Annotated in this window: 17 protein-coding genes and 1 pseudogene; 14 read left to right on the top strand and 4 right to left on the bottom strand. The window is 58.5% G+C overall.

Annotated features, from left to right (window positions below; all coding sequences use genetic code 11):
* Positions 1-348: 348 nt before the first annotated feature.
* Complete coding sequence (locus tag AC1DMK_RS26895; RefSeq protein WP_477863443.1) at positions 349-1,851, top strand: mechanosensitive ion channel family protein; 1,503 nt, start codon at positions 349-351, stop codon at positions 1,849-1,851.
* Here AC1DMK_RS26895 and AC1DMK_RS26890 read toward each other — a convergent pair.
* Positions 1,848-2,174, bottom strand: coding sequence for a hypothetical protein (locus AC1DMK_RS26890; RefSeq protein ID WP_477863441.1), 327 nt, complete (start codon positions 2,172-2,174; stop codon positions 1,848-1,850). The genes AC1DMK_RS26895 and AC1DMK_RS26890 overlap by 4 nt on opposite strands.
* A gap of 443 nt (positions 2,175-2,617) precedes the next feature.
* Here AC1DMK_RS26890 and AC1DMK_RS26885 point away from each other — a divergent pair, with 443 nt between their 5' ends.
* The 10 genes from AC1DMK_RS26885 to AC1DMK_RS26840 all read left to right on the top strand — a co-directional run bounded on the left by AC1DMK_RS26885 (position 2,618) and on the right by AC1DMK_RS26840 (position 13,047).
* The gene (locus tag AC1DMK_RS26885; RefSeq protein ID WP_477863439.1) at positions 2,618-3,643 is read left to right on the top strand and encodes a helix-turn-helix domain-containing protein; all 1,026 of its coding nucleotides are present in this window, start codon (positions 2,618-2,620) and stop codon (positions 3,641-3,643) included.
* A 93-nt stretch (positions 3,644-3,736) separates the two neighbouring features.
* Positions 3,737-4,849, top strand: a complete 1,113-nt coding sequence (locus AC1DMK_RS26880; RefSeq protein ID WP_037068630.1) for an efflux RND transporter periplasmic adaptor subunit — start codon at positions 3,737-3,739, stop codon at positions 4,847-4,849.
* A complete protein-coding gene (locus AC1DMK_RS26875) occupies positions 4,846-5,556 on the top strand; it encodes an ABC transporter ATP-binding protein (RefSeq protein WP_477863437.1) in 711 nt (236 codons plus the stop codon). Before AC1DMK_RS26880 ends, AC1DMK_RS26875 begins: the two co-directional genes overlap by 4 nt.
* On the top strand, positions 5,553-6,695 hold the full coding sequence (locus tag AC1DMK_RS26870; protein ID WP_477863435.1) for an ABC transporter permease: 1,143 nt from the start codon (positions 5,553-5,555) through the stop codon (positions 6,693-6,695). The genes AC1DMK_RS26875 and AC1DMK_RS26870 overlap by 4 nt, the downstream gene beginning before the upstream one ends.
* A gap of 4 nt (positions 6,696-6,699) precedes the next feature.
* Entirely contained in the window at positions 6,700-7,902 is a 1,203-nt protein-coding gene (locus tag AC1DMK_RS26865) for an ABC transporter permease (protein ID WP_477863434.1), read from the top strand.
* A gap of 267 nt (positions 7,903-8,169) precedes the next feature.
* Positions 8,170-8,592: a SyrB-like regulator gene (locus AC1DMK_RS26860; RefSeq protein ID WP_477863432.1), complete on the top strand. Its 423-nt coding sequence runs from the start codon at positions 8,170-8,172 to the stop codon at positions 8,590-8,592.
* Between the two features lie 762 nt (positions 8,593-9,354).
* A complete protein-coding gene (locus tag AC1DMK_RS26855; protein WP_477863430.1) occupies positions 9,355-9,927 on the top strand; it encodes a hypothetical protein in 573 nt (190 codons plus the stop codon).
* A 164-nt stretch (positions 9,928-10,091) separates the two neighbouring features.
* On the top strand, positions 10,092-10,544 hold the full coding sequence (locus AC1DMK_RS26850; RefSeq protein ID WP_477863428.1) for a MarR family winged helix-turn-helix transcriptional regulator: 453 nt from the start codon (positions 10,092-10,094) through the stop codon (positions 10,542-10,544).
* A gap of 451 nt (positions 10,545-10,995) precedes the next feature.
* Complete coding sequence (locus AC1DMK_RS26845) at positions 10,996-12,390, top strand: selenium-binding family protein (RefSeq protein ID WP_477863426.1); 1,395 nt, start codon at positions 10,996-10,998, stop codon at positions 12,388-12,390.
* A 27-nt stretch (positions 12,391-12,417) separates the two neighbouring features.
* Entirely contained in the window at positions 12,418-13,047 is a 630-nt protein-coding gene (locus AC1DMK_RS26840) for a hypothetical protein (protein WP_477863424.1), read from the top strand.
* Positions 13,048-13,088: 41 nt separating this feature from the next.
* Here the strand turns inward: AC1DMK_RS26840 and AC1DMK_RS26835 are convergent.
* Positions 13,089-13,178, bottom strand: a pseudogene (locus AC1DMK_RS26835) (low affinity iron permease family protein); the annotation flags it as partial.
* A 62-nt stretch (positions 13,179-13,240) separates the two neighbouring features.
* Here AC1DMK_RS26835 and AC1DMK_RS26830 point away from each other — a divergent pair.
* Positions 13,241-13,483: a hypothetical protein gene (locus AC1DMK_RS26830; protein ID WP_477863422.1), complete on the top strand. Its 243-nt coding sequence runs from the start codon at positions 13,241-13,243 to the stop codon at positions 13,481-13,483.
* A 185-nt stretch (positions 13,484-13,668) separates the two neighbouring features.
* On the opposite strand, the gene AC1DMK_RS26825 is transcribed toward AC1DMK_RS26830, so the two are convergent.
* Together AC1DMK_RS26825 and AC1DMK_RS26820 are read right to left on the bottom strand one after the other, a co-directional pair.
* A complete protein-coding gene (locus AC1DMK_RS26825) occupies positions 13,669-13,893 on the bottom strand; it encodes a hypothetical protein (RefSeq protein WP_037068652.1) in 225 nt (74 codons plus the stop codon).
* Between the two features lie 339 nt (positions 13,894-14,232).
* Entirely contained in the window at positions 14,233-15,102 is an 870-nt protein-coding gene (locus AC1DMK_RS26820; protein WP_477863420.1) for a LysR family transcriptional regulator, read from the bottom strand.
* A gap of 181 nt (positions 15,103-15,283) precedes the next feature.
* Between AC1DMK_RS26820 and AC1DMK_RS26815 the strand changes: the two genes are divergently transcribed.
* Both AC1DMK_RS26815 and AC1DMK_RS26810 read left to right on the top strand, forming a co-directional pair.
* Positions 15,284-16,816: an MFS transporter gene (locus tag AC1DMK_RS26815; protein ID WP_477863499.1), complete on the top strand. Its 1,533-nt coding sequence runs from the start codon at positions 15,284-15,286 to the stop codon at positions 16,814-16,816.
* A 206-nt stretch (positions 16,817-17,022) separates the two neighbouring features.
* Positions 17,023-17,469: a DoxX family protein gene (locus AC1DMK_RS26810; protein WP_477863418.1), complete on the top strand. Its 447-nt coding sequence runs from the start codon at positions 17,023-17,025 to the stop codon at positions 17,467-17,469.
* The last annotated feature ends 189 nt before the right edge of the window (positions 17,470-17,658 follow it).

Raw genomic sequence — 17,658 nt, 5'->3', positions numbered from 1 at the left:
ATCCGGGCGAAGCGTGAAGATCGCACTTAAACTGGTCACGTGCGCCGCCTGAACCGTGAAATCAAAAAGGATGACGCCGATCGTGAAAGCAATGAGCGATACCGGCTGTAGGTCGATCCGCAGCCATGAACTTGTCACCAGGGCAAAACCGAAAGCTGTCCGTCCGTTGAGCCAGACCGAGGTCAGCCACACGCCCAGCGGCGGGCCGGGGAGAACACAGCCCAACGCCGTGATCAACCGATGAGACCAGTGGAGATGCAACTAGCGTTTTGGTATTGATCTCGTGTGGGCTGTGCGTCCGCAATACGCGGCAGTTCGCTCGACTTCTTATTGCGTGTTAGGAATCCTATGACCGAAGAGGCAGCACTGATCAGTGCGACTTTGTTATTGCTTGCCGCCGTGATTGTTCCATGGTTCATCCGGCGGTGGCCGCTTTGGGCGAGAGCGTCGTGGCGGCTCGTGGTCTTTGTCATCCTGACATATCTGGCTTTCCGAGCAGTCGGCTCGCCGTTTGCTCCTTCGTTCGATACGCAACAGCCAGGCGAGCGAATATGGCAGCAACTCATTGAAATCGGCTGGTGGCTAGTTGCCGCCCAATGCGCGATCGGCCTCGCCCGTCTGTTCGTGGTCTTCGAAACGAAGCCACGCGAGTCCCGGATCGTGTCCGATCTTCTGGCTGGGCTGATCCATCTCCTGACGCTGTTCGCGGTCATCAACTTCGTCTTCGCAGTGCCGATCGGCGGCCTTCTCGCCACGTCCGGCGTCATCGCCATCGTGCTCGGCCTGGCGCTTCAAAGCAGTCTGTCGGATGTCTTTTCAGGCATCGCCGTCGGCATTGAGCGGCCCTATAGTCCGGGCGATCTGGTCTGGGTCGAAGGGGGGATTGAGGGCCGGGTGATCCAGGTCAACTGGCGTTCCACGCACATCGCCACAATGAACCGGGACGTCGCCATTGTGCCGAACAGCGTTATGGCGAAAGCGCGTCTCGTCAATCACAGTATGCCGACGACCGTTCGCGGCGTTTCAGTCACGGTCCGGCTGGCCGCAAACGAGCCGCCGGATCGGTGCATGGCGGTGCTGACGGCGGCCGTCAAGACCTGCATGCTGATGTCCGACACTCCCCCGCCAAGCGTAGCGCGTACGGAACTGCAGGGGGACGGCGTCGCTTATGACATCAGCTTCTCCATTAGGAGCATAGAGGTGCTCGTCGCGGCCCGAACCGAACTGCTTGGACATGTGCAAAGCCATTTACGACACGCGGGCATCGCTCTTGCCGTACCGGGCGTGCCCATCCAGACACGTTTGGAAGTACCGACCGCTGCAAAGCTGCTACAGGAGTCGGATTGGTTCGGGGTGCTTGCCGAGGCCGATCGAAACCTTTTGGCTGAGCATTTGATCGAGGTCTGGTTTGCGACTGGTGACAAGCTGATGAAGGAGGGCGAAGACCCGCAGGTGCTCTTTATTCTTGCCTCCGGTACGGTCGAGATTTCCAGCGAGGCTCCGCCGTTGAGCACTGTGATCTTCCGGCTAGGGCCAGGCGGCAGCCTTGGCGCCATAGGCATGATCACGGGAACGCCCTATGCCGCGACCGCAACCGCGCTGACGCCGGTTTCGGCCTACTGCCTGAACAGGAAGGGCGTGAGCGACGCCATCGCTTCACGGCCGGATCTCGTCAAGAGCCTCGAGGTGTTGGCGCGCAGAGGACAGGAGATGCAGCGCAGGGATGTGGTTGCGCGTGAAAGCGATCACTTCGATGAGCCCGAAATGTTTCTGTCGAAGCTGCGCAGTTTCCTGCGGAAGATATCGGAGAGCTCCGACAACGAGGACCATCGGCGAAATCACCGGCGCTAATGCGCCGGGACCAACTGGAAAGTGGTACCCTTGCGTTCAGCAAATCCGACGCCAGGATAAGCCCAATGATAGCCAAGCAGCTTCAGCTTCTCGGACACGGCCCTTTCTAGCAGGATATGTCGGTTTTTGATCGCCAGGTCCGACAGCATGTCATAGCCGAAGCGCCAGGATGGGTGTTCGAACGAAATAACATGGTTCGTGGTGGCGTCAGCGGTGATGATCAGGCCCTCGTCTGCAGCGACTTCGAATGACAGGTGCCCCGGTGTGTGGCCCGCCGTGTCCAGCGCGACGATCCCGGGTATGACCTCATCCCCGGGGCGCACCGTCTTCTTGGTCGGATGTGCGCTGACCGTCTTCTCTCAACGTGGTTTTATTGGAACAGACGGCCTGCCTAAGAGGAGCCGTTGGAAGTATTCGGGACTACTGCTCGCGGTATCAGCAGCGACCATCCTTTGGGCTTTTACCTACACKGGCGGCGACCTTCTTGCAGTTGCGGTCCCGATGGTTGGGATGTTTGGTCTGCGGAGCTATCTGATAGCACGGGCTCTGGATACCAATCAGATAGGCGGTGTCGCGGTTTTGGGAACCGGCTCTCTATTGGCAGCCAGACAAGATACAGATTCCGCTTAGAAGGCGGGTTTTAGGATAGTCTGCCTGGGAGATTTGCGACAAAAGCAGGGCCTAAAACACGTATCAGGTCGCACGTGGTGGTAATAAAGGTCAAGATCGCCTCATCGCTTCACTCTGTTTTCCGATGCCCGACCTCATGCCTTTCATTCCGCTTTCGTTTGTCGTTGCGCTGCTGCTCCTTATCCTGTTTGTCGCCGTGGTGAGGACCGGTGCCGATAGCAACTCTCGTAACTTTCCCTTCCTTGCGTTGATCCTGTTGAGCGCTTTCCAGGCACTCCTCTCGGGGCTGCGGTGGGGTTACGGCATCGTCGAAGTGATGTATGTCGCGCCCGTGGGCGCAGCGCTTGTGCCGCCGCTCGTCTATTGCGGCGTAGCAAGGCTGGTGCGCAAAAGTAGCTCTTCTCGCCATCTATCTCTCGGCCTTCACGCAATTCCCGCTGTCGCTATTGCTATCGTCTTGCTGACGGCAGCGTGGCGAGGCGCAATTGATGTGCTTCTACCGGCGATCTTCATAGGCTATGCCGGGGCGATCCTGCATCTCATGCGGTCGGGACCTGACGCTTTGCGAAGAACTCCGTTCGAAAGTGCAGTTCCGGTCTATCGGGCGCTTATCTTTGCCGCGTCGGCGTTGTTGCTGTCGGCGGCACTTGATCTGTTCGTGTATCTTGATTTTTCGTGGACGCAGGGCACGCACGCACCAGGCATGGTGGCGATCGGCAACCTTGTTGCACTGATTGTTCTGTCGATCGCCGCTGCGGTCGTGGTTCAGGGTAGAGAGGCTTCTGAGATCGATATGGCGGCCCTGCGTATCGACAACGTGGGTGATAAGGAGACACTCACAGCTGTCCAATTGCTCATGGAGACAAAGCGTTCATACCGCGATCCGGACCTCAATCTTGATCGGCTTGCGCGCAAAGCCATTATTCCAGCGCGGCAGATTTCCACTGCGATCAACCGGGCAACCGGTAAAAACGTCTCGCAATACGTCAATGAGTTTCGCGTTTCAGAAGCATGCCGGCTGCTTGAGGAGACGGAAAAACCTGTGACCGAAATCATGTTCGAAGTAGGCTTCCAGACCAAATCCAATTTCAATCGCGAGTTTCGCCGTGTCACGGACGCAACGCCTGCTCAGTGGCGACAGAATCGGGCGAAACCAGGCTGAGCCGGCATTTCCAACGTACAAAATCGCGATTCAGTACGATCAACAACGTGTTTGAGGTCGAGTTCAGGGCATTAAGCCGGCTTCAATGGCGACATGAACACACTCACCGAACACGATCGCAAACTCGCCGAAACGCTCAGGTCTCTTTCTCTGGAGCCGCCCGCGGACCCGCAAAAGCCACGCCCGAAGATCATGCGCTGGATTGTGGGCGTTCTGCTTGTCGCCGCCACTCTCGTCATCGTCGCCCTGGTTTCGCCGGGCTCGGTGAATGACCTAAAGACATCATTTTCAAGTCAGCCTAAGCCGTCCAAACTCGATCAGGCTGCCCCAGGAACACGGCCCCGCGCGACCTCGGATAGTGACAACCCTTCGCCAAGTTCGGGGACATCTGGAAGAGCCGGGCGTGAGACTACCGGCTCGGGCTATGTCGTCGCGCCACGTTCTACCACTGTCTTCTCCAGGTATGAGGGCAAGATCACTGGAATTGCAGTTGAAGTCGGCGACCAGGTCCAAGCCGGTCAGATGCTCGTCGTTTTGGAAGACGCCAGCGCCCGTCTGGCACTTGAGCAAGCAAGGGCAGCGAAGGTTTCAGCCGATCTTGTGCTTGCCGCAAGGGAAATCGCCTTAACGCAGGCCACCACTTCGTTTCGACGCACCGAATCTCTAGTGCAACGTGATGTGACATCCAAAAAGGACCTGGAGGACGCTGGAACAGCCTGGAAGAATGCCCAGAACAATGTCGAGCAGGGCCGCCAGGACCTTGTCAGAGCTGATCTCGCAATCCTTGTTGCCCAAGAGCAGGTGGACGAACTGACTGTTCGTGCACCCTTTGCCGGGACCGTGACGCAGCTCAACGCTCACATTGGCGACACCGTTCTGGCGCGCGCCGATAGCGTTCGGGAAAGCCAAAGCATCTTGGCACTCGCGGATGTGTCCAACATGGTGATCGACGCTGACATAGCCGAGACGAATGTCTCCCTGCTCCGACCCGGCCTGCGAGGAGAGGCCGTACTCGACGGCTTTCCCGACCGGCCTTTTGGTATCGAACTTAAACGGGTAGCGCCGATTGCGTCGGCCGAAAAAGGCACGATTGGGCTTCGGCTCTCCCTGATCAACCCACCTGTCGGCATACGACCCAATATGGCGGCGCGCATCCGCATCATTATCCCCGAACCTCGAAGTCAAATCGGAGAAGCCCGGCCATGATCGACCTTCATACAGAAGAGCCATACATCACGTTGAGAGACGTGCGGAAGGGATACAGGATCGGTGGCGAAACCATTCCGATCTTTACAAACCTCGATCTCGAAATTCCTCGTGGTGATTTCGTCGCCATCATGGGACCATCCGGATCAGGAAAGTCGACGCTGCTCAACCTGCTGGCTGGGGTCGAGAACCCTGATGCGGGCGAGATCAACATTGGCGGCGCCAGGCTCGATCGGATGGGGGAGACGGCACGATCAGCATGGCGAGCGCACAACATGGGCATCGTCTTCCAGTTCTACAATTTGCTGCCGATGCTCAATGCAGCGGAGAATGTAGAGTTGCCGCTTCTGCTCAAACCCATTTCGGCGAAAGAGCGGCGTATTCGCGTTGGCAAGGTTCTCGACCTGGTTGGCCTCGCCGGACGTGAGAAGCAATATCCGGCGCTGATGTCAGGTGGTCAGCAGCAGCGTGTCGGTATAGCGCGCGCAATCGCGGCGGATCCCAATCTCTTGCTGTGCGACGAGCCGACCGGCGATCTCGACCGGAAATCCGCAGACGATGTTCTCGATATGCTGCGTCTTCTCAATCGGGAACTCGGAAAGACGATCGTAATGGTGACCCACGACCCGCAGGCCGCACTTCACGCCCGTCGGACACTGCATCTCGACAAGCGAATTTTCGTTGACGAGAAGGGGACCGCGCAATGAGCTTCCTCCATCTTGCCAGAAGGAACGCCTGGCGAAAGCCGCTGCGCACTCTTCTTTTGATTTTCTGCGTGACGGTCGCCTTTCTGATCTACGGGTTGACCGCTAGCTTCCTGAATGGGACACAAGGCTCGGCCGGCGCCAGCGATGTTCTTCTCGGAGTAGTGAACGCGGCTGGCCGCACGCAGCACCTGCCTATGGCTTACATGACACGCATCGCATCGGAACCGGGCGTAGCGTCGGTTGCCTACATGACGCGTCTACGGGGCTACGTGGATGTTGAGAAAAACGTGGTCGCCGTAAGCGCGGTTGAGCCCCGGCTTATTGCCAGCGCCAACGGCAAGGAGCTTGGTCTGACGCCAGAATTGATTGCTGCACTCGGCGAGACCCGGGATCGGGTGCTGGTCGGCCGAGACTTGGCGGAAGCGCAGGGATGGTCAGTCGGACAGCACATCACTGTCAAAGCATTCCAAACGGCGCGGAAGGATGGGAGCCGTGACTGGCGCTTCGAGATCGCCGGTATTTTCGAAGGCGAGAACGCCAACACCGACACCTATTTCATGCTCGCCAGCTACGAGTATATCAACACCGCCCGGGCAAAGGGTGAGGGTACGGTGGATGCATTTATCGTGCGTCCCGCGGAGGGCATGTCTGCTGGCATCCTTGCGGCGCGCATTGATACGTTGTTCGCCAATTCGGCCACTTCGACGCGCACACAATCGGAAAAGCAATTCCTGGAAGCCTTCCTGCGCCAATATGCCGATGTCGGCCTGATCATCAATCTGGTTGTCAGCGCAGCTTTCGTTACGTTGCTTATGATCGTCATCAACACCATGGTCTTTGCCGTGCGCGAACGCACCTTTGAGATTGGTGTGCTGAAGACGCTGGGCTTCTCGCGGGGGCGCATCCTGGCGCTCGTCCTTGGCGAGACGCTGTTCATTTTCGCAGTCGGGGGCACTCACGGTCTCATCCTGGCAAAGATTGCTGCTGTTTCGACCGGACCAGCGCTCGGCCTCATTTTCTCCATGGCCGTGCTCGCCAAGGCTGTTTCATTCATCGTTCTGCTCGGGCTCGTCACCGGTCTGATCCCCGCAATCAATGCCATGCGCACACCCATCACTGCAGCCTTCAGATCGAGATAAGCCGATGCCCTCCCAATTCAATCAGTCGCTCGTAATGATCAGAGCGAACCTCCTGAGCCTGACGCGACGCCTAGCCATCGCCGCCTCAATGGCACTTTCCGTCGCGCTCGTCGTCTGTGTGCTCGCTGGTTTCCTGTCTATGGCCGCCGGATTTGAAAGGGCATTGAAGAGCGCCGGTTCTCCGACCGTGGCGGTGATCCTCGGCGGCGGCACAAACCAAGAGAATGGCTCCGATGTTCCGGCTGGCGTCATCCGTACCATCGAGGCAATGCGAGGCGATATCGGCCTGGTCCGTGATACGCACGGCAACGTCGTCTTGTCACAGGAGATCGTAGTGCCTGTCGAGGTGACGAACGGTCAAGCCGGCGTTGCAAAGATGCTGACCTTGCGAGGCATGAACCCGACAGGGCCTTCTCTGCGAGATGGAGTCGTCCTGACCGAAGGACGCTTTTCCAAGCCAGGCGCGCGCGAAATCGTGGTCGGCGAACGGATTGCCGCAGAATTCACTGTGCTTGCGATCGGAAGGCAAGTGCGGCTTGGTTCGGTGAATTGGACAGTGGTAGGGCATTTTTCCTCTGGCGGCAGCGCATTTGAATCAGAGATATGGGCCGATCTTGATGCCGTTCGCTCTGCCTTCGATCGACTGGGCGAAGTTCAGAGTGTTCGTGTACGGCTTGACGGGACTGGGGCAATCGGAAAACTGATGACAGCCCTCAGAGGCATCACAACCACGCCTTTGGTCGCTGTAATCGAGGCCGATTTATACGCCGCTGAAGCATCCGGCACGGCAAATCTCATTCGTATGTTTGGATGGCCGATTGCATTGCTTATGGCGCTCGGCGCGACTGCGGGAGCACTTAACACAATGATGAGTTCGGTTTCTGACCGGGCGGTAGAGATCGCTACGCTGCGCGTCTTGGGTTTCAGTCGCCCGTCAGCGTTCATTGCGACGTGGGCAGAGGCGGTGACGCTGGCGGCGCTCGGCGTGGTCTTCGGCCTCGTGGCGTCATGGTTTGTATTCAATGGATGGCGGGCCAGCACTATCGGTGCAAACTATTCCAGCATGTCCTTCCAGCTCACGATGAACGAAGGTGTGATGCTGACAGCGGGTCTTTTGGGTTTGGCAATCGGTGTCGTTGGGGGGGCTCTGCCGGCTTTTTCTGCCACCCGGCTGCCCTTGACGGCAGCTTTACGCGCGCGAGGATGATAGTTCTTTGTCGCGAAAGTACCGCTGACTTTTGCTGCGATGTTTGATCAGTGCCACAATGGGCAAAAGCTAGCGGACGACAAGGTCAAATGAGGGTTGGAAAGTCTTATGCGAACACGCCTTCGGCTGAAATGGCCCCATCAAGATCCGGACACGATCTCCCACTTGATAGGTGTGCGAGGTAAATCGCCAGCGATCCCTTGTGGATCGTGTTGACTCCTACGCTTACTCAGTAGAAAACAAGCTTAGCGACAGGGGAGATTACTGATGGCTGGTGAATTCAATCCGGCTTCTGCGACTGAGACTGTGGAAACGGATGCCTCGGCAACAGCGCCGGCACCGAAAAAGCAGCGCGCACCACGCCGTCAGAAGGCAGTTGCTGAAGCAACGGCTCCCTCTGCCGAAATTGCAAAGTCAACTCGGGCCTATCGGAAGAGAGGTAGCGCACCGACCGAAGTCAAATCGGTGGCGGCTGAAGCAAAAGTCGTGGCTAGGGGCAAGGCAAAGGGCGGCGCCAAGAGCACTACCGCGAAGCCGACCAAGCAAACTGAAAGAGCTCCAGCGACCGCAGTTGAAGAGATGGCTGATCTCATCAAACTTGAAGAAGAGAACAAGAGCCTCCGCAAGGCGCTGGCAGACAAGCTGCGTGCGGAAAATTCCGACCTGCGCAAGCGGCTCGGGCTCGATTGATTGACAGAAGGCAGAAGGTCGGTTGCGCGCTCGACCTCCGTTACTTCGTCTGCGGTAGTCGCGAGTTTCCCGGACAATCGTGCGGCGGGTCAAAACTTGGCGCGGCTTCGCGGTGCGAATTGCTTGAAGGTCACACACCATAATATCACCATGGAAACTCCTTCTCCAACTCACACCCCGGCGGGTTCAGAGAAATCCAAAGCAACGTTCGATTGGGAAGGAGAGCACTCTCGAAGCAATCGAAGCGAGGCTCAACAGACGCCCCTTCTTCCCTCGACCTCACCGGAAAGCGTCTCTCGATCCGTTCACAAAGGAATTACGCCAGCCGAGCCTCCCGCGACCGCGTTGAATGAACGCGAAAGCCAGATGGATGCCGCGCACGCATTTTCGCTGCCGGTCGCTATCGGCGATGATCAGGCGCAGGCGCATGATGAGATTCCTGGATCTCGTGCAGAGGCGAATGCGATCGAGCCGGAAAGTAGAGTGGGCATAAAGTCTCCGAAAACGTCACGTGCAACACGTCCAGCGCCAAAAAAAGTCAGACCGCGTCCTGCACGGTTGCCAAGGGACTGGATCAAAGCGCCAAGCCTCCTTCGTCCACTCATTCATTTTTTTGAGAGGACGCAAGCCCGGATGATGGGATCAAGCATTTACGACACCAATCGGCCCAGAAGCTGCTATTACAGAACGGGCAGCTCCGGAAAATGCTAGGGCGCTTCGATTGCTCATAAACCTCAATAAAAGTATCAAGACTGGAAATTCATGAAAACACAGCAGCGAAAATTCGTCGTCGAAATCAAATCGGCGCGCCGGCGCTCACCAATGTCGGATTCGATTTGGGGCAATACCGACCTCGAGGCTCTTGTGCGTGAGGCGAAAGCCGAAGCCCCGCATTTGTTCGAGGGGAACACCGCCCCTGATGCTTCGGGCCAAGATGTGCCAGTGCCTCAAGAGGATCACACTCAGCACAGTGATGACAAAGTAGCCGAGAACCAAAAGGCTTCAATGGCAGCGTCCCAGCACGTTCTCGCAACCCAGCACGACACTGGCTCGGCCTCCAGTTCCATTGCCGTTTCACAGCCTAACAAAGATAGGTTCGAACCACGGCCAAAGAAAATGTCACAGCAGCGTCGCAAGGAAAACGTTAAGCGTCGCCCAAGTTTTGCAAAGGACCTACTCGACCAGCGATCCATCAGCCCTCAACTCGGCGCGATTTCCGATGAGCTCGTAGCGCTTGAGGCAGAAAATCGGCGCCTAAAGAGCCTCTTTGCTCAAAGCCTGCACCAAGAGAATTTTCTGCTTCTGAAGATGCTTGAACGCTTTGGCAAAGATTGAGATTTTGCCATTGATCGCTCGCTCGACTGAGGTTTGCATACCATCAGAAGCATTGACTTATGGCGCTCATTCGAGATCCCGAAATTCGACGGAGCAACAGCATCGGCGTTCGAAACCTATTCAAGGCGATCGGACGCACAAATTCGCGATAGCCGCAGCGCGATTTGCTGACGGGTATCGAAGTCTCTTTTTCTGCTGAGTACGAAACCCTTGCTGACCTCCGCTGCGCGCTGCGACGGTTCACGGATTTCAGCGCGAGCGAGGTCCAGGGGGTAGCGATTACCCCTCAGCAGCATCAGGCCCTACTGGCGATCAAGGGACTGCCGCAGCAAAAACGGATGACGATCGGTATGTTGGCCGACCGCTTGCTAGTTGCTTCCAATTCCGCAACTGGTCTGGCCAATAGTCTCGCGGTGGACGGCCTTGTAGAGCGGACAGTCGCGACGTCGGACGCGCGAAGACAAACGCTGGCTCTCACTTCCAAAGCGGAGGATGTTTTGGAACAGCTAAGTGGCGCTCATCTGCACGAAATCCGCGAGACGGCACCTGAGCTTATGCACGCTCTTCGTATTTTGCAGGATAGAAGGAAGCTGGAGCAGATAGCATGGATGGCATGATCGGAATTCGTCTCTAGCAACAACCGGACCGACAAGAATGCTCGCTGAGCCAGAACTCGAGCGTGTATCTGTTGCTGGCGATGGACCGATAAAGATATGCCCAACGACCGCGAGCCTTGACACAGCGACTGTATGTAGGATCGGCGCGCTAGACCATGTCCGGTTTGCCGCATTTTCCGGAGCCGACACCTCCCAAAAGTCAGCGAACGCAGCGAATGTCAAAGGGGCGCGATAGGCGGCGAAAAAGGACTGCCCAAACGCGCCATTATCTGAGATAATTAAGTGGGGAGGATTGCCTCTACGGCTCGCTCAGCCGCACGGGATGGTTTCGAATCGGCATCTCGTCGAACCATCTTTGGATCCTGCCCCGTCCGCAGCGATGAGTCGGCTGTCGGCAAGCATCTAGCGAGCATTTTCCTTGTTCAGCCAACGCGAGCCAGGAGCGTTTCACATGGTAACGTGGAAACCCGATCCAAGCTTTTATCCGTCACCGCGAATGGCCATGAAGGCTGCGCCGGAGACAATTGCCTATGTCGTCGCCTTTAATCCGGCGCGAGTGGTCCCCGACGAGCTCGCGGTCGTCGATGTCGACCCGAAATCGGCCTCTTATGGACAGATTGTAAATACCGTTGCGATGCCAAACGTCGGCGACGAATTGCATCATTTCGGCTGGAACGCCTGCTCGTCCTGCCTATGTCCGAACGCACCGCATCCGCACGCGCAACGCCGCTACCTGGTCGTGCCGGGACTGAAATCATCCCGCATCCATATCATCGACACCAAGCCGGATGGCAGGAATCCGTCTATCGTTAAGGTGATCGAGCCCGGCGAAGTGGCTGAACGGGCCGGTTACTCCAGGCCTCATACCGTTCACTGTGGGCCGGAAGGGATCTACGTCGCAGCACTTGGTAATGCCGAGGGCAAGGCACCGGGCGGCGTGTTCCTCATGGATCACGAGACATTCGAGGTGCGCGGCCAGTGGGAAGTGGATCGCGGACCGCAACAGCTTTCCTATGACGTCTGGTGGCACCTCGGCCACGATACGCTCGTCACCAGCGAATGGGGCACCCCAGATACCTTCGAAAACGGGTTGATCCCGGAAATCCTGCTCGGCGCAAAATACGGCCGCCGCCTGCATTTTTGGGACTTGCACAAGCGAAAGCACCTGCAGACGATCGATTTCGGCGACAAGTATCAGCTTGTCTTCGAACTTAGACCCGCGCACGACCCGACCAAAGCCTATGGATTCGTCAACTGTGTGCTCAGTCTCGAGGACCTCTCCTCCTCGATCTGGGTCTGGCACCGTGACGGCGCGAAATGGGGGGTGACAAAGGTGATCGACATTCCTGCGGAGGCGGCCGATGCCGACCAATTGCCGCCGATGCTCAAGGGTTTCAAGGCAGTGCCGCCGCTCGTCACCGACATCGATCTTTCGATGGATGACAGATTTCTCTATGTGTCATGCTGGGGAACGGGTGACATGCACCAGTACGATGTCTCTGATCCGTTCAAGCCCAAGCTGACAGGCAAGGTCCGGATCGGCGGCATCGTTTCGCGTGCTTCGCACCCCGGGGCGAGGAATGGCGCGCTGAACGGCGGCCCGCAGATGGTCGAGATCAGCCGCGACGGCCGCCGGGTCTACTTCACCAACTCGCTCTATGGCGCGATCGACGAGCAGTTCTATCCCGATGGCGTCTCTGGTTGGATGGTGAAGCTTGACGCGGACCCGGAGGGCGGCATTGCATTCGACGAAAAATTCTTCGTCGAATGGCCAAAATCGCATCGCCCGCACCAGATCCGTCTGCAGGGTGGAGATTGCTCGTCCGATAGCTATTGTTATCCGTAATGTGCACGTCACCCGGATGAGGCGCCCATGAACGAGCTCTGGCCCTGGTTTTTACTGGCGGGACTGGGTGCCTTCCATGGCCTCAATCCGGCGTCGGGATGGCTGTTTGCCGTCGCGCTTGGCATTCATCGGCAAAGTTCTGCCGCGGTGATGCAGGCAGTGCCCGCCATCGCCCTCGGACACGCCGTGTCCATCGCGCTGGTGGCCGGGGCCCTGGTCGCGGCCGGCCTTTTCGTCAACCAGGATGCTGTACGCACGGCCACCGGAGGCGCGCTTGTTGCATGGGCTATCTGGCATCATGTCTTCGGACACCGACGCCGCGTTCGCATCGGCATGCGCACGGGGCTTGCCGGCCTTGCGTTCTGGTCGTTCCTGATGGCGACGGCCCATGGTGCGGGGTTCATGATCCTGCCGGCCTTGATGCCCCTCTGTCTCACGGAGTCGCCATTGCGCGACATCGGCGGCGTTGGGTCCGCGACGATGGCGATCGCAGCGGTCGGTGTTCATACGTTTGCGATGTTGGCGGTCACAAGTCTCGTTGCCCTGGCAGTCTATCGCTGGGTCGGGCTCGAGATATTGCGAGGCGCGTGGATCAACGTTGATCTCGTATGGGCAATCGTTCTGTTTGTCACCGGTTTGTTGTTGTTGATCGCCTAGCGAAGACGCAAGATCGCGGGCAATGACCCCTCTCACCCAGCTTCGCCGCCAGCGAACCTGTTTTGGACTTGCGAAGTCAGGATCAGCTCGTCTTGCTTGGCCGGGAGGGCCTTGCCATCTCGTTGTGCGGATTCCGGAGCACGTCGCCTATTGTGTTTCCGCCCGACCACGAACGGCCCGAGAATATGGTCCCATGCGACCGAAACGGCCAACCGATGTCAGCCATAGGAAGGTTGCCGAACTGGCCGAAGCCCTTGCCGACGACGCCCTGATGACCCAGGCAGCGATGGCATTGCGGGTGCTGTTCTCGGATATGCCGCAGATCCCCGCGGACGGCCAGCAGATGATCGAGCGTGTAAGAGAAGCGGTGTCGATCCTGGCCGCTGGGGCAGGAACCAAAGCGCGCCCCGCGCTGCTGCTACCGGCATGGGCGTGATCGGGGTGTTTATGCATAACCCTCAGTTGTATACGGCGAGGAGCGGGTGCTCTTGCCGGTCGCCCTCCCCCCGCGCCAGTGCCATGATCAAGCATGGCGCGATCGCTCTCTTCCGGCACCGGGCGAACTGGCAATCACCGTGCGGACCTTTGGTGCAACTTAATCCAGCAGCGGCAGGAGCGGGGTCAATGACGCTCTTCTTGCAGCCTATTCCTTCTCTCAGCGAGCAGCTCGTGATCGACCAGTGATCTGCCGATGGCACTCACGCTGGCGTCACCCACCAGTTGTTCGGTGAGGCCGAGTTCACTCAGCCTTTTACAAACTGCGGCGGGGAGCGAGCCGGCGTCATGCTGATAGATCCGCACCAGCCACTTCCATTCGTCGGCGGTCATGTCTTTGCGTGTAATCATAGTCAGCCTCCGTTTGCCGAATTCAAACATCCGCAAAACTATAGCACGATTTTGCCGCACGACGGTATCGTGCAGCCTGTCATTGAAGGGGCGCTAGATTAAGGCATCGCCCCTGCGATCATCGTCAGCAGAACCGAGCGCGGCATGAGCATTGCCGGCGCAATGACCACTCGAACGAAAACTGGCGGCTGAGGCCAACGCTTGCCAATTAACGCCGGTCAGACCGTGTACCGGGTCGCTCGGCACATGAGACCGACCGGAGCACTTAGCCTCTGCGCCAGAACGGTCAGGTCCGAAGCGATCGCGCGCGGCTTTGCCACTCAGACCTGACGAAGGTCGTCATAGTTCTCTCCCTGACAAACCCGGCCGATGCTCACGGAAGGCTGATGCGAGCGTGCGTAGCGCCTCGCGCGATCTGATGTCGGTGAGGGTCGAGAACATAATGATCTCGGTGGAGGGCAGGGGCGGCAGACCGAAGCGCTGGCTGACCTCGACCGTGCCGGGAGGGGCAAGCCGACAGGAGAAGGCCGAAATGGCGAGACCCGCCGAAACAGCGGCGGTCACCATTGATGACGTGCCGCCAAGGAAGACTTCGGTCCATGCCATGGAAACAGCGTCCAGCGCGCGCGTGGCGATATCGCGGACACCGCAGGCGGGCGAGAGCGCAGCCAGCCGTAAAGGTTCGCCTTGACGGTGTTCGAACTGCGGGGTTGCGAACCAGCCGAAATGCTCGGCCCCAAGCACCTCGCCGTCGCGCCTGTCATCATCGCGCCGAATGATGGCGGCATCGAGCTCTCCGCGATCGAATGCGTCCAGCAGTACGCGCGAATGGTCCATCCGTACTTCTATGGTCAGGCCGGGGTCGTGGGCGTTTAGTCGCGCCAGAAGGGTCGGGACCTCTGGCCCCGCGACATGGGCGGCGATGCCGAGGCCGAAACGGCGCCGCGCCGCCGACAACCCGGCCATGGCGCGGTCATGGGCCGCAAGGAATTCGCGGGCACCCGCGAGGAACACAGCGCCTTGCGCCGAAAGGCGCACTGAGCGGGGCGTTCGCTCGATCAGCCGATGGCCGAGCCGGTCTTCAAGGCGTTTGAGCTTCACGCTGATCGCGCCCTGGGTGGTGCCGAGCGCCTCAGCAGCGTGGGTGAAGCTCTGAAGATCGGCGATGGTGACGAACGCCTGGACGGCGTCCACGTCCAGAGTGGTCATGGCAATTATCTCGAATTGTTGTCTCTGTTATGTTCAACCATCCAGTTTAGTCATGGTCAAGGTTTCGCTATGGAGAAATCCATCGAAGCAACACACGAACCGAAGCACGTGTCTATCGCGTCCCGAGTGGACTTCGCCACTGCCATCGTTGCTGCCATCCCTAATGATGAAAGACCGGACCATGACCCTTGCCGTATCCGTAAAAACCCACAGCAGGAGCGCCATCGCACTGGCTGCGGTTTGCCTGTCCGCACTCATGTTCGGCCTGGAGATCTCCAGCGTGCCGGCGATCTTGCCGACTCTGGAACAGGCGCTGCACGCGGATTTCAGACAGCTTCAGTGGATGATGAACGCCTACACGATCGGCGTGACGATGGTGCTGATGGCGACGGGTGCGCTGGCCGATCGCTTCGGTCGCAAACGGGTATTCATCACCAGCATCGTCGCCTTCGGCGTGGCTTCTCTGGCCTGCGGGATGACCGAAAGCGTTCCAGTGCTGATCGGCGCCCGTTTTCTTCAGGGAATAAGCGGTGGCGCCATGCTTGTGTGCCAGATCGCTATCCTTTCGCATCAGTTTCGCACAGCACGCGAGCGTGGCATGGCCTTCGGATGGTGGGGCATTGCCTCTGGAGTGGGACTGGGATTCGGGCCGATTATCGGTGGCGCCATCGTCGCGTTGTGGAGCTGGGAATGGGTGTTCCTCGTGCATGTCGTGGTCAGCATCGTTGCATTGTTGCTGGCAGCTGGTGGGGTGCAGGAATCGCGAGATCCGGAGGCGACCCATATCGACCTTATCGGTATTTTGACGCTGTCGTTAGCGGTGTTCTGCTTGGCCTTCTTTATCACCCAAGGACCCGATCTTGGCTTCGCAAGCCCGGCGGCGCTTTCGATTCTATCGGTCGGGCTCGTGAGCTGCGTCGCTTTCCTCATTGCCGGAAAACTTACCCGAAGGCCAATGTTCGATTTCTCTGTATTCCGGATACGCCCCTTTTCGGGCGCCATCGTTGGCTCGGCGGCGATGAACATCAGCTTCTGGCCGTTCATGATCTATCTGCCGATCTGGTTCCAGGCGGGCCTTGGTTATGACAGCGTCGCTGCCGGGCTGGGGCTGCTCGCTTATACGTTGCCCACGCTGGTCGTGCCGCCGTTGGCCGAACGACTGTCGTTGCGATATCAACCCCGCCTTGTCATTCCGGTAGGGCTGTTCACCATCGGCCTCGGCTTTATGCTGATGAAGCTCGGAGGCGATGCCGAGAATGCGAACTGGCTGACCATGCTACCGGGTTGTATCTTGGCAGGCGTCGGGCTTGGCCTGACCAACACACCGGTCACAAATACGACAACGGGCGCGGTTCCTCCCTCGCGCTCCGGCATGGCGTCGGGCATCGACATGAGCGCGCGCATGATCTCGCTGGCCATCAATATACCCATCATGGGATTTATCCTGGTGGAGGGTGTACTGACGTCGCTGAGGGCCAACATGCCGCTCGACACCGACATATCCACCCTCCGCTCTCTCGCGGAGATAATCGCCGCAGGCACAGTTGGGACATCGGGTCAAAGTGTATCGGATATTATCGTTCACCACGCTCTCGCTGAAGGATTCGGGCGCGTCATGCTCTATGGTGGCGTCAGTGTCTGGGTACTGGCGGCGATCAGCTTCATAGTGTTTGGAGGTCGAGGATCGAGCGCTTGCGCTGAAGCGACTAGGTAGCGCTCAAGACGTCAGCGTTCGCGCCGCTCGGTCCATTGCGGCCTATGGCGAAAGCTGAGGAGCAAATGTCATCGCGGGAGCAGATTTGCCCGCGCCGGTGCGAGGAACTCGAAGACCCGCAAAAGGCAATCGCGGCGCGGCTAGTGACGAGGACACGAACGCATGGGCAGGCGGCAGAACCGACTGCCCCCCACAAACTGGAGGATATGATGGAAAACACACCAATCCGGCCTCGCTTTGCCGATCTCATTCTTCTCCTAGGCAGGCTTCTTTTGTCTCTGATATTCCTGCACGAAGGCTCGTCGCTCGCGGCAAACATCACGGCGACCGTCGACGCTTTCGCTGCGCTCGGCCTGTCGGCGCCGGTTGCGCTCGCCGTCATAGCCCTTCAAATCGGCGGCGGCCTTTCTGTTGCGACGGGCCTTTTCAGCCGGCTTGGCGCTGTGGGACTGGGCCTCTTCTGCCTGGCGACTGCCTTTCTCTTCCACACCAACTTTGCGAGCCAGAATGAGCTGCTGCATTTCGAGAAGGACCTGGCAATCGCCGGAGGCATGTTGGTTCTTGCCACAGCCGGCGCCGGATCAATATCCATCGCGCGACTGATCAAAAGCCGTGCGACTGCCATGCCTCAATGGCTTGACGCCGTACTCTAGCGTTTCCGTCTCAATAATTGTTTGTCGCTTGGCAGTTAACCGGGGTCTTCCTCACTTTGTGTGGAGATCGGCCATTTTGATCGGCATCATTCGCGCTCTGAGAAGCTCTGGTCCCGCTCTGCCGTACATTGCGCGCTTAATCGTCTTCAGGCGGTTGATCTGACCTTCCGCCTGACCATTGCTCCAAGG

Source organism: Rhizobium sp. 05L419 (assembly GCF_056397845.1).
This window is presented reverse-complemented; position numbering and strand designations above follow the sequence as displayed.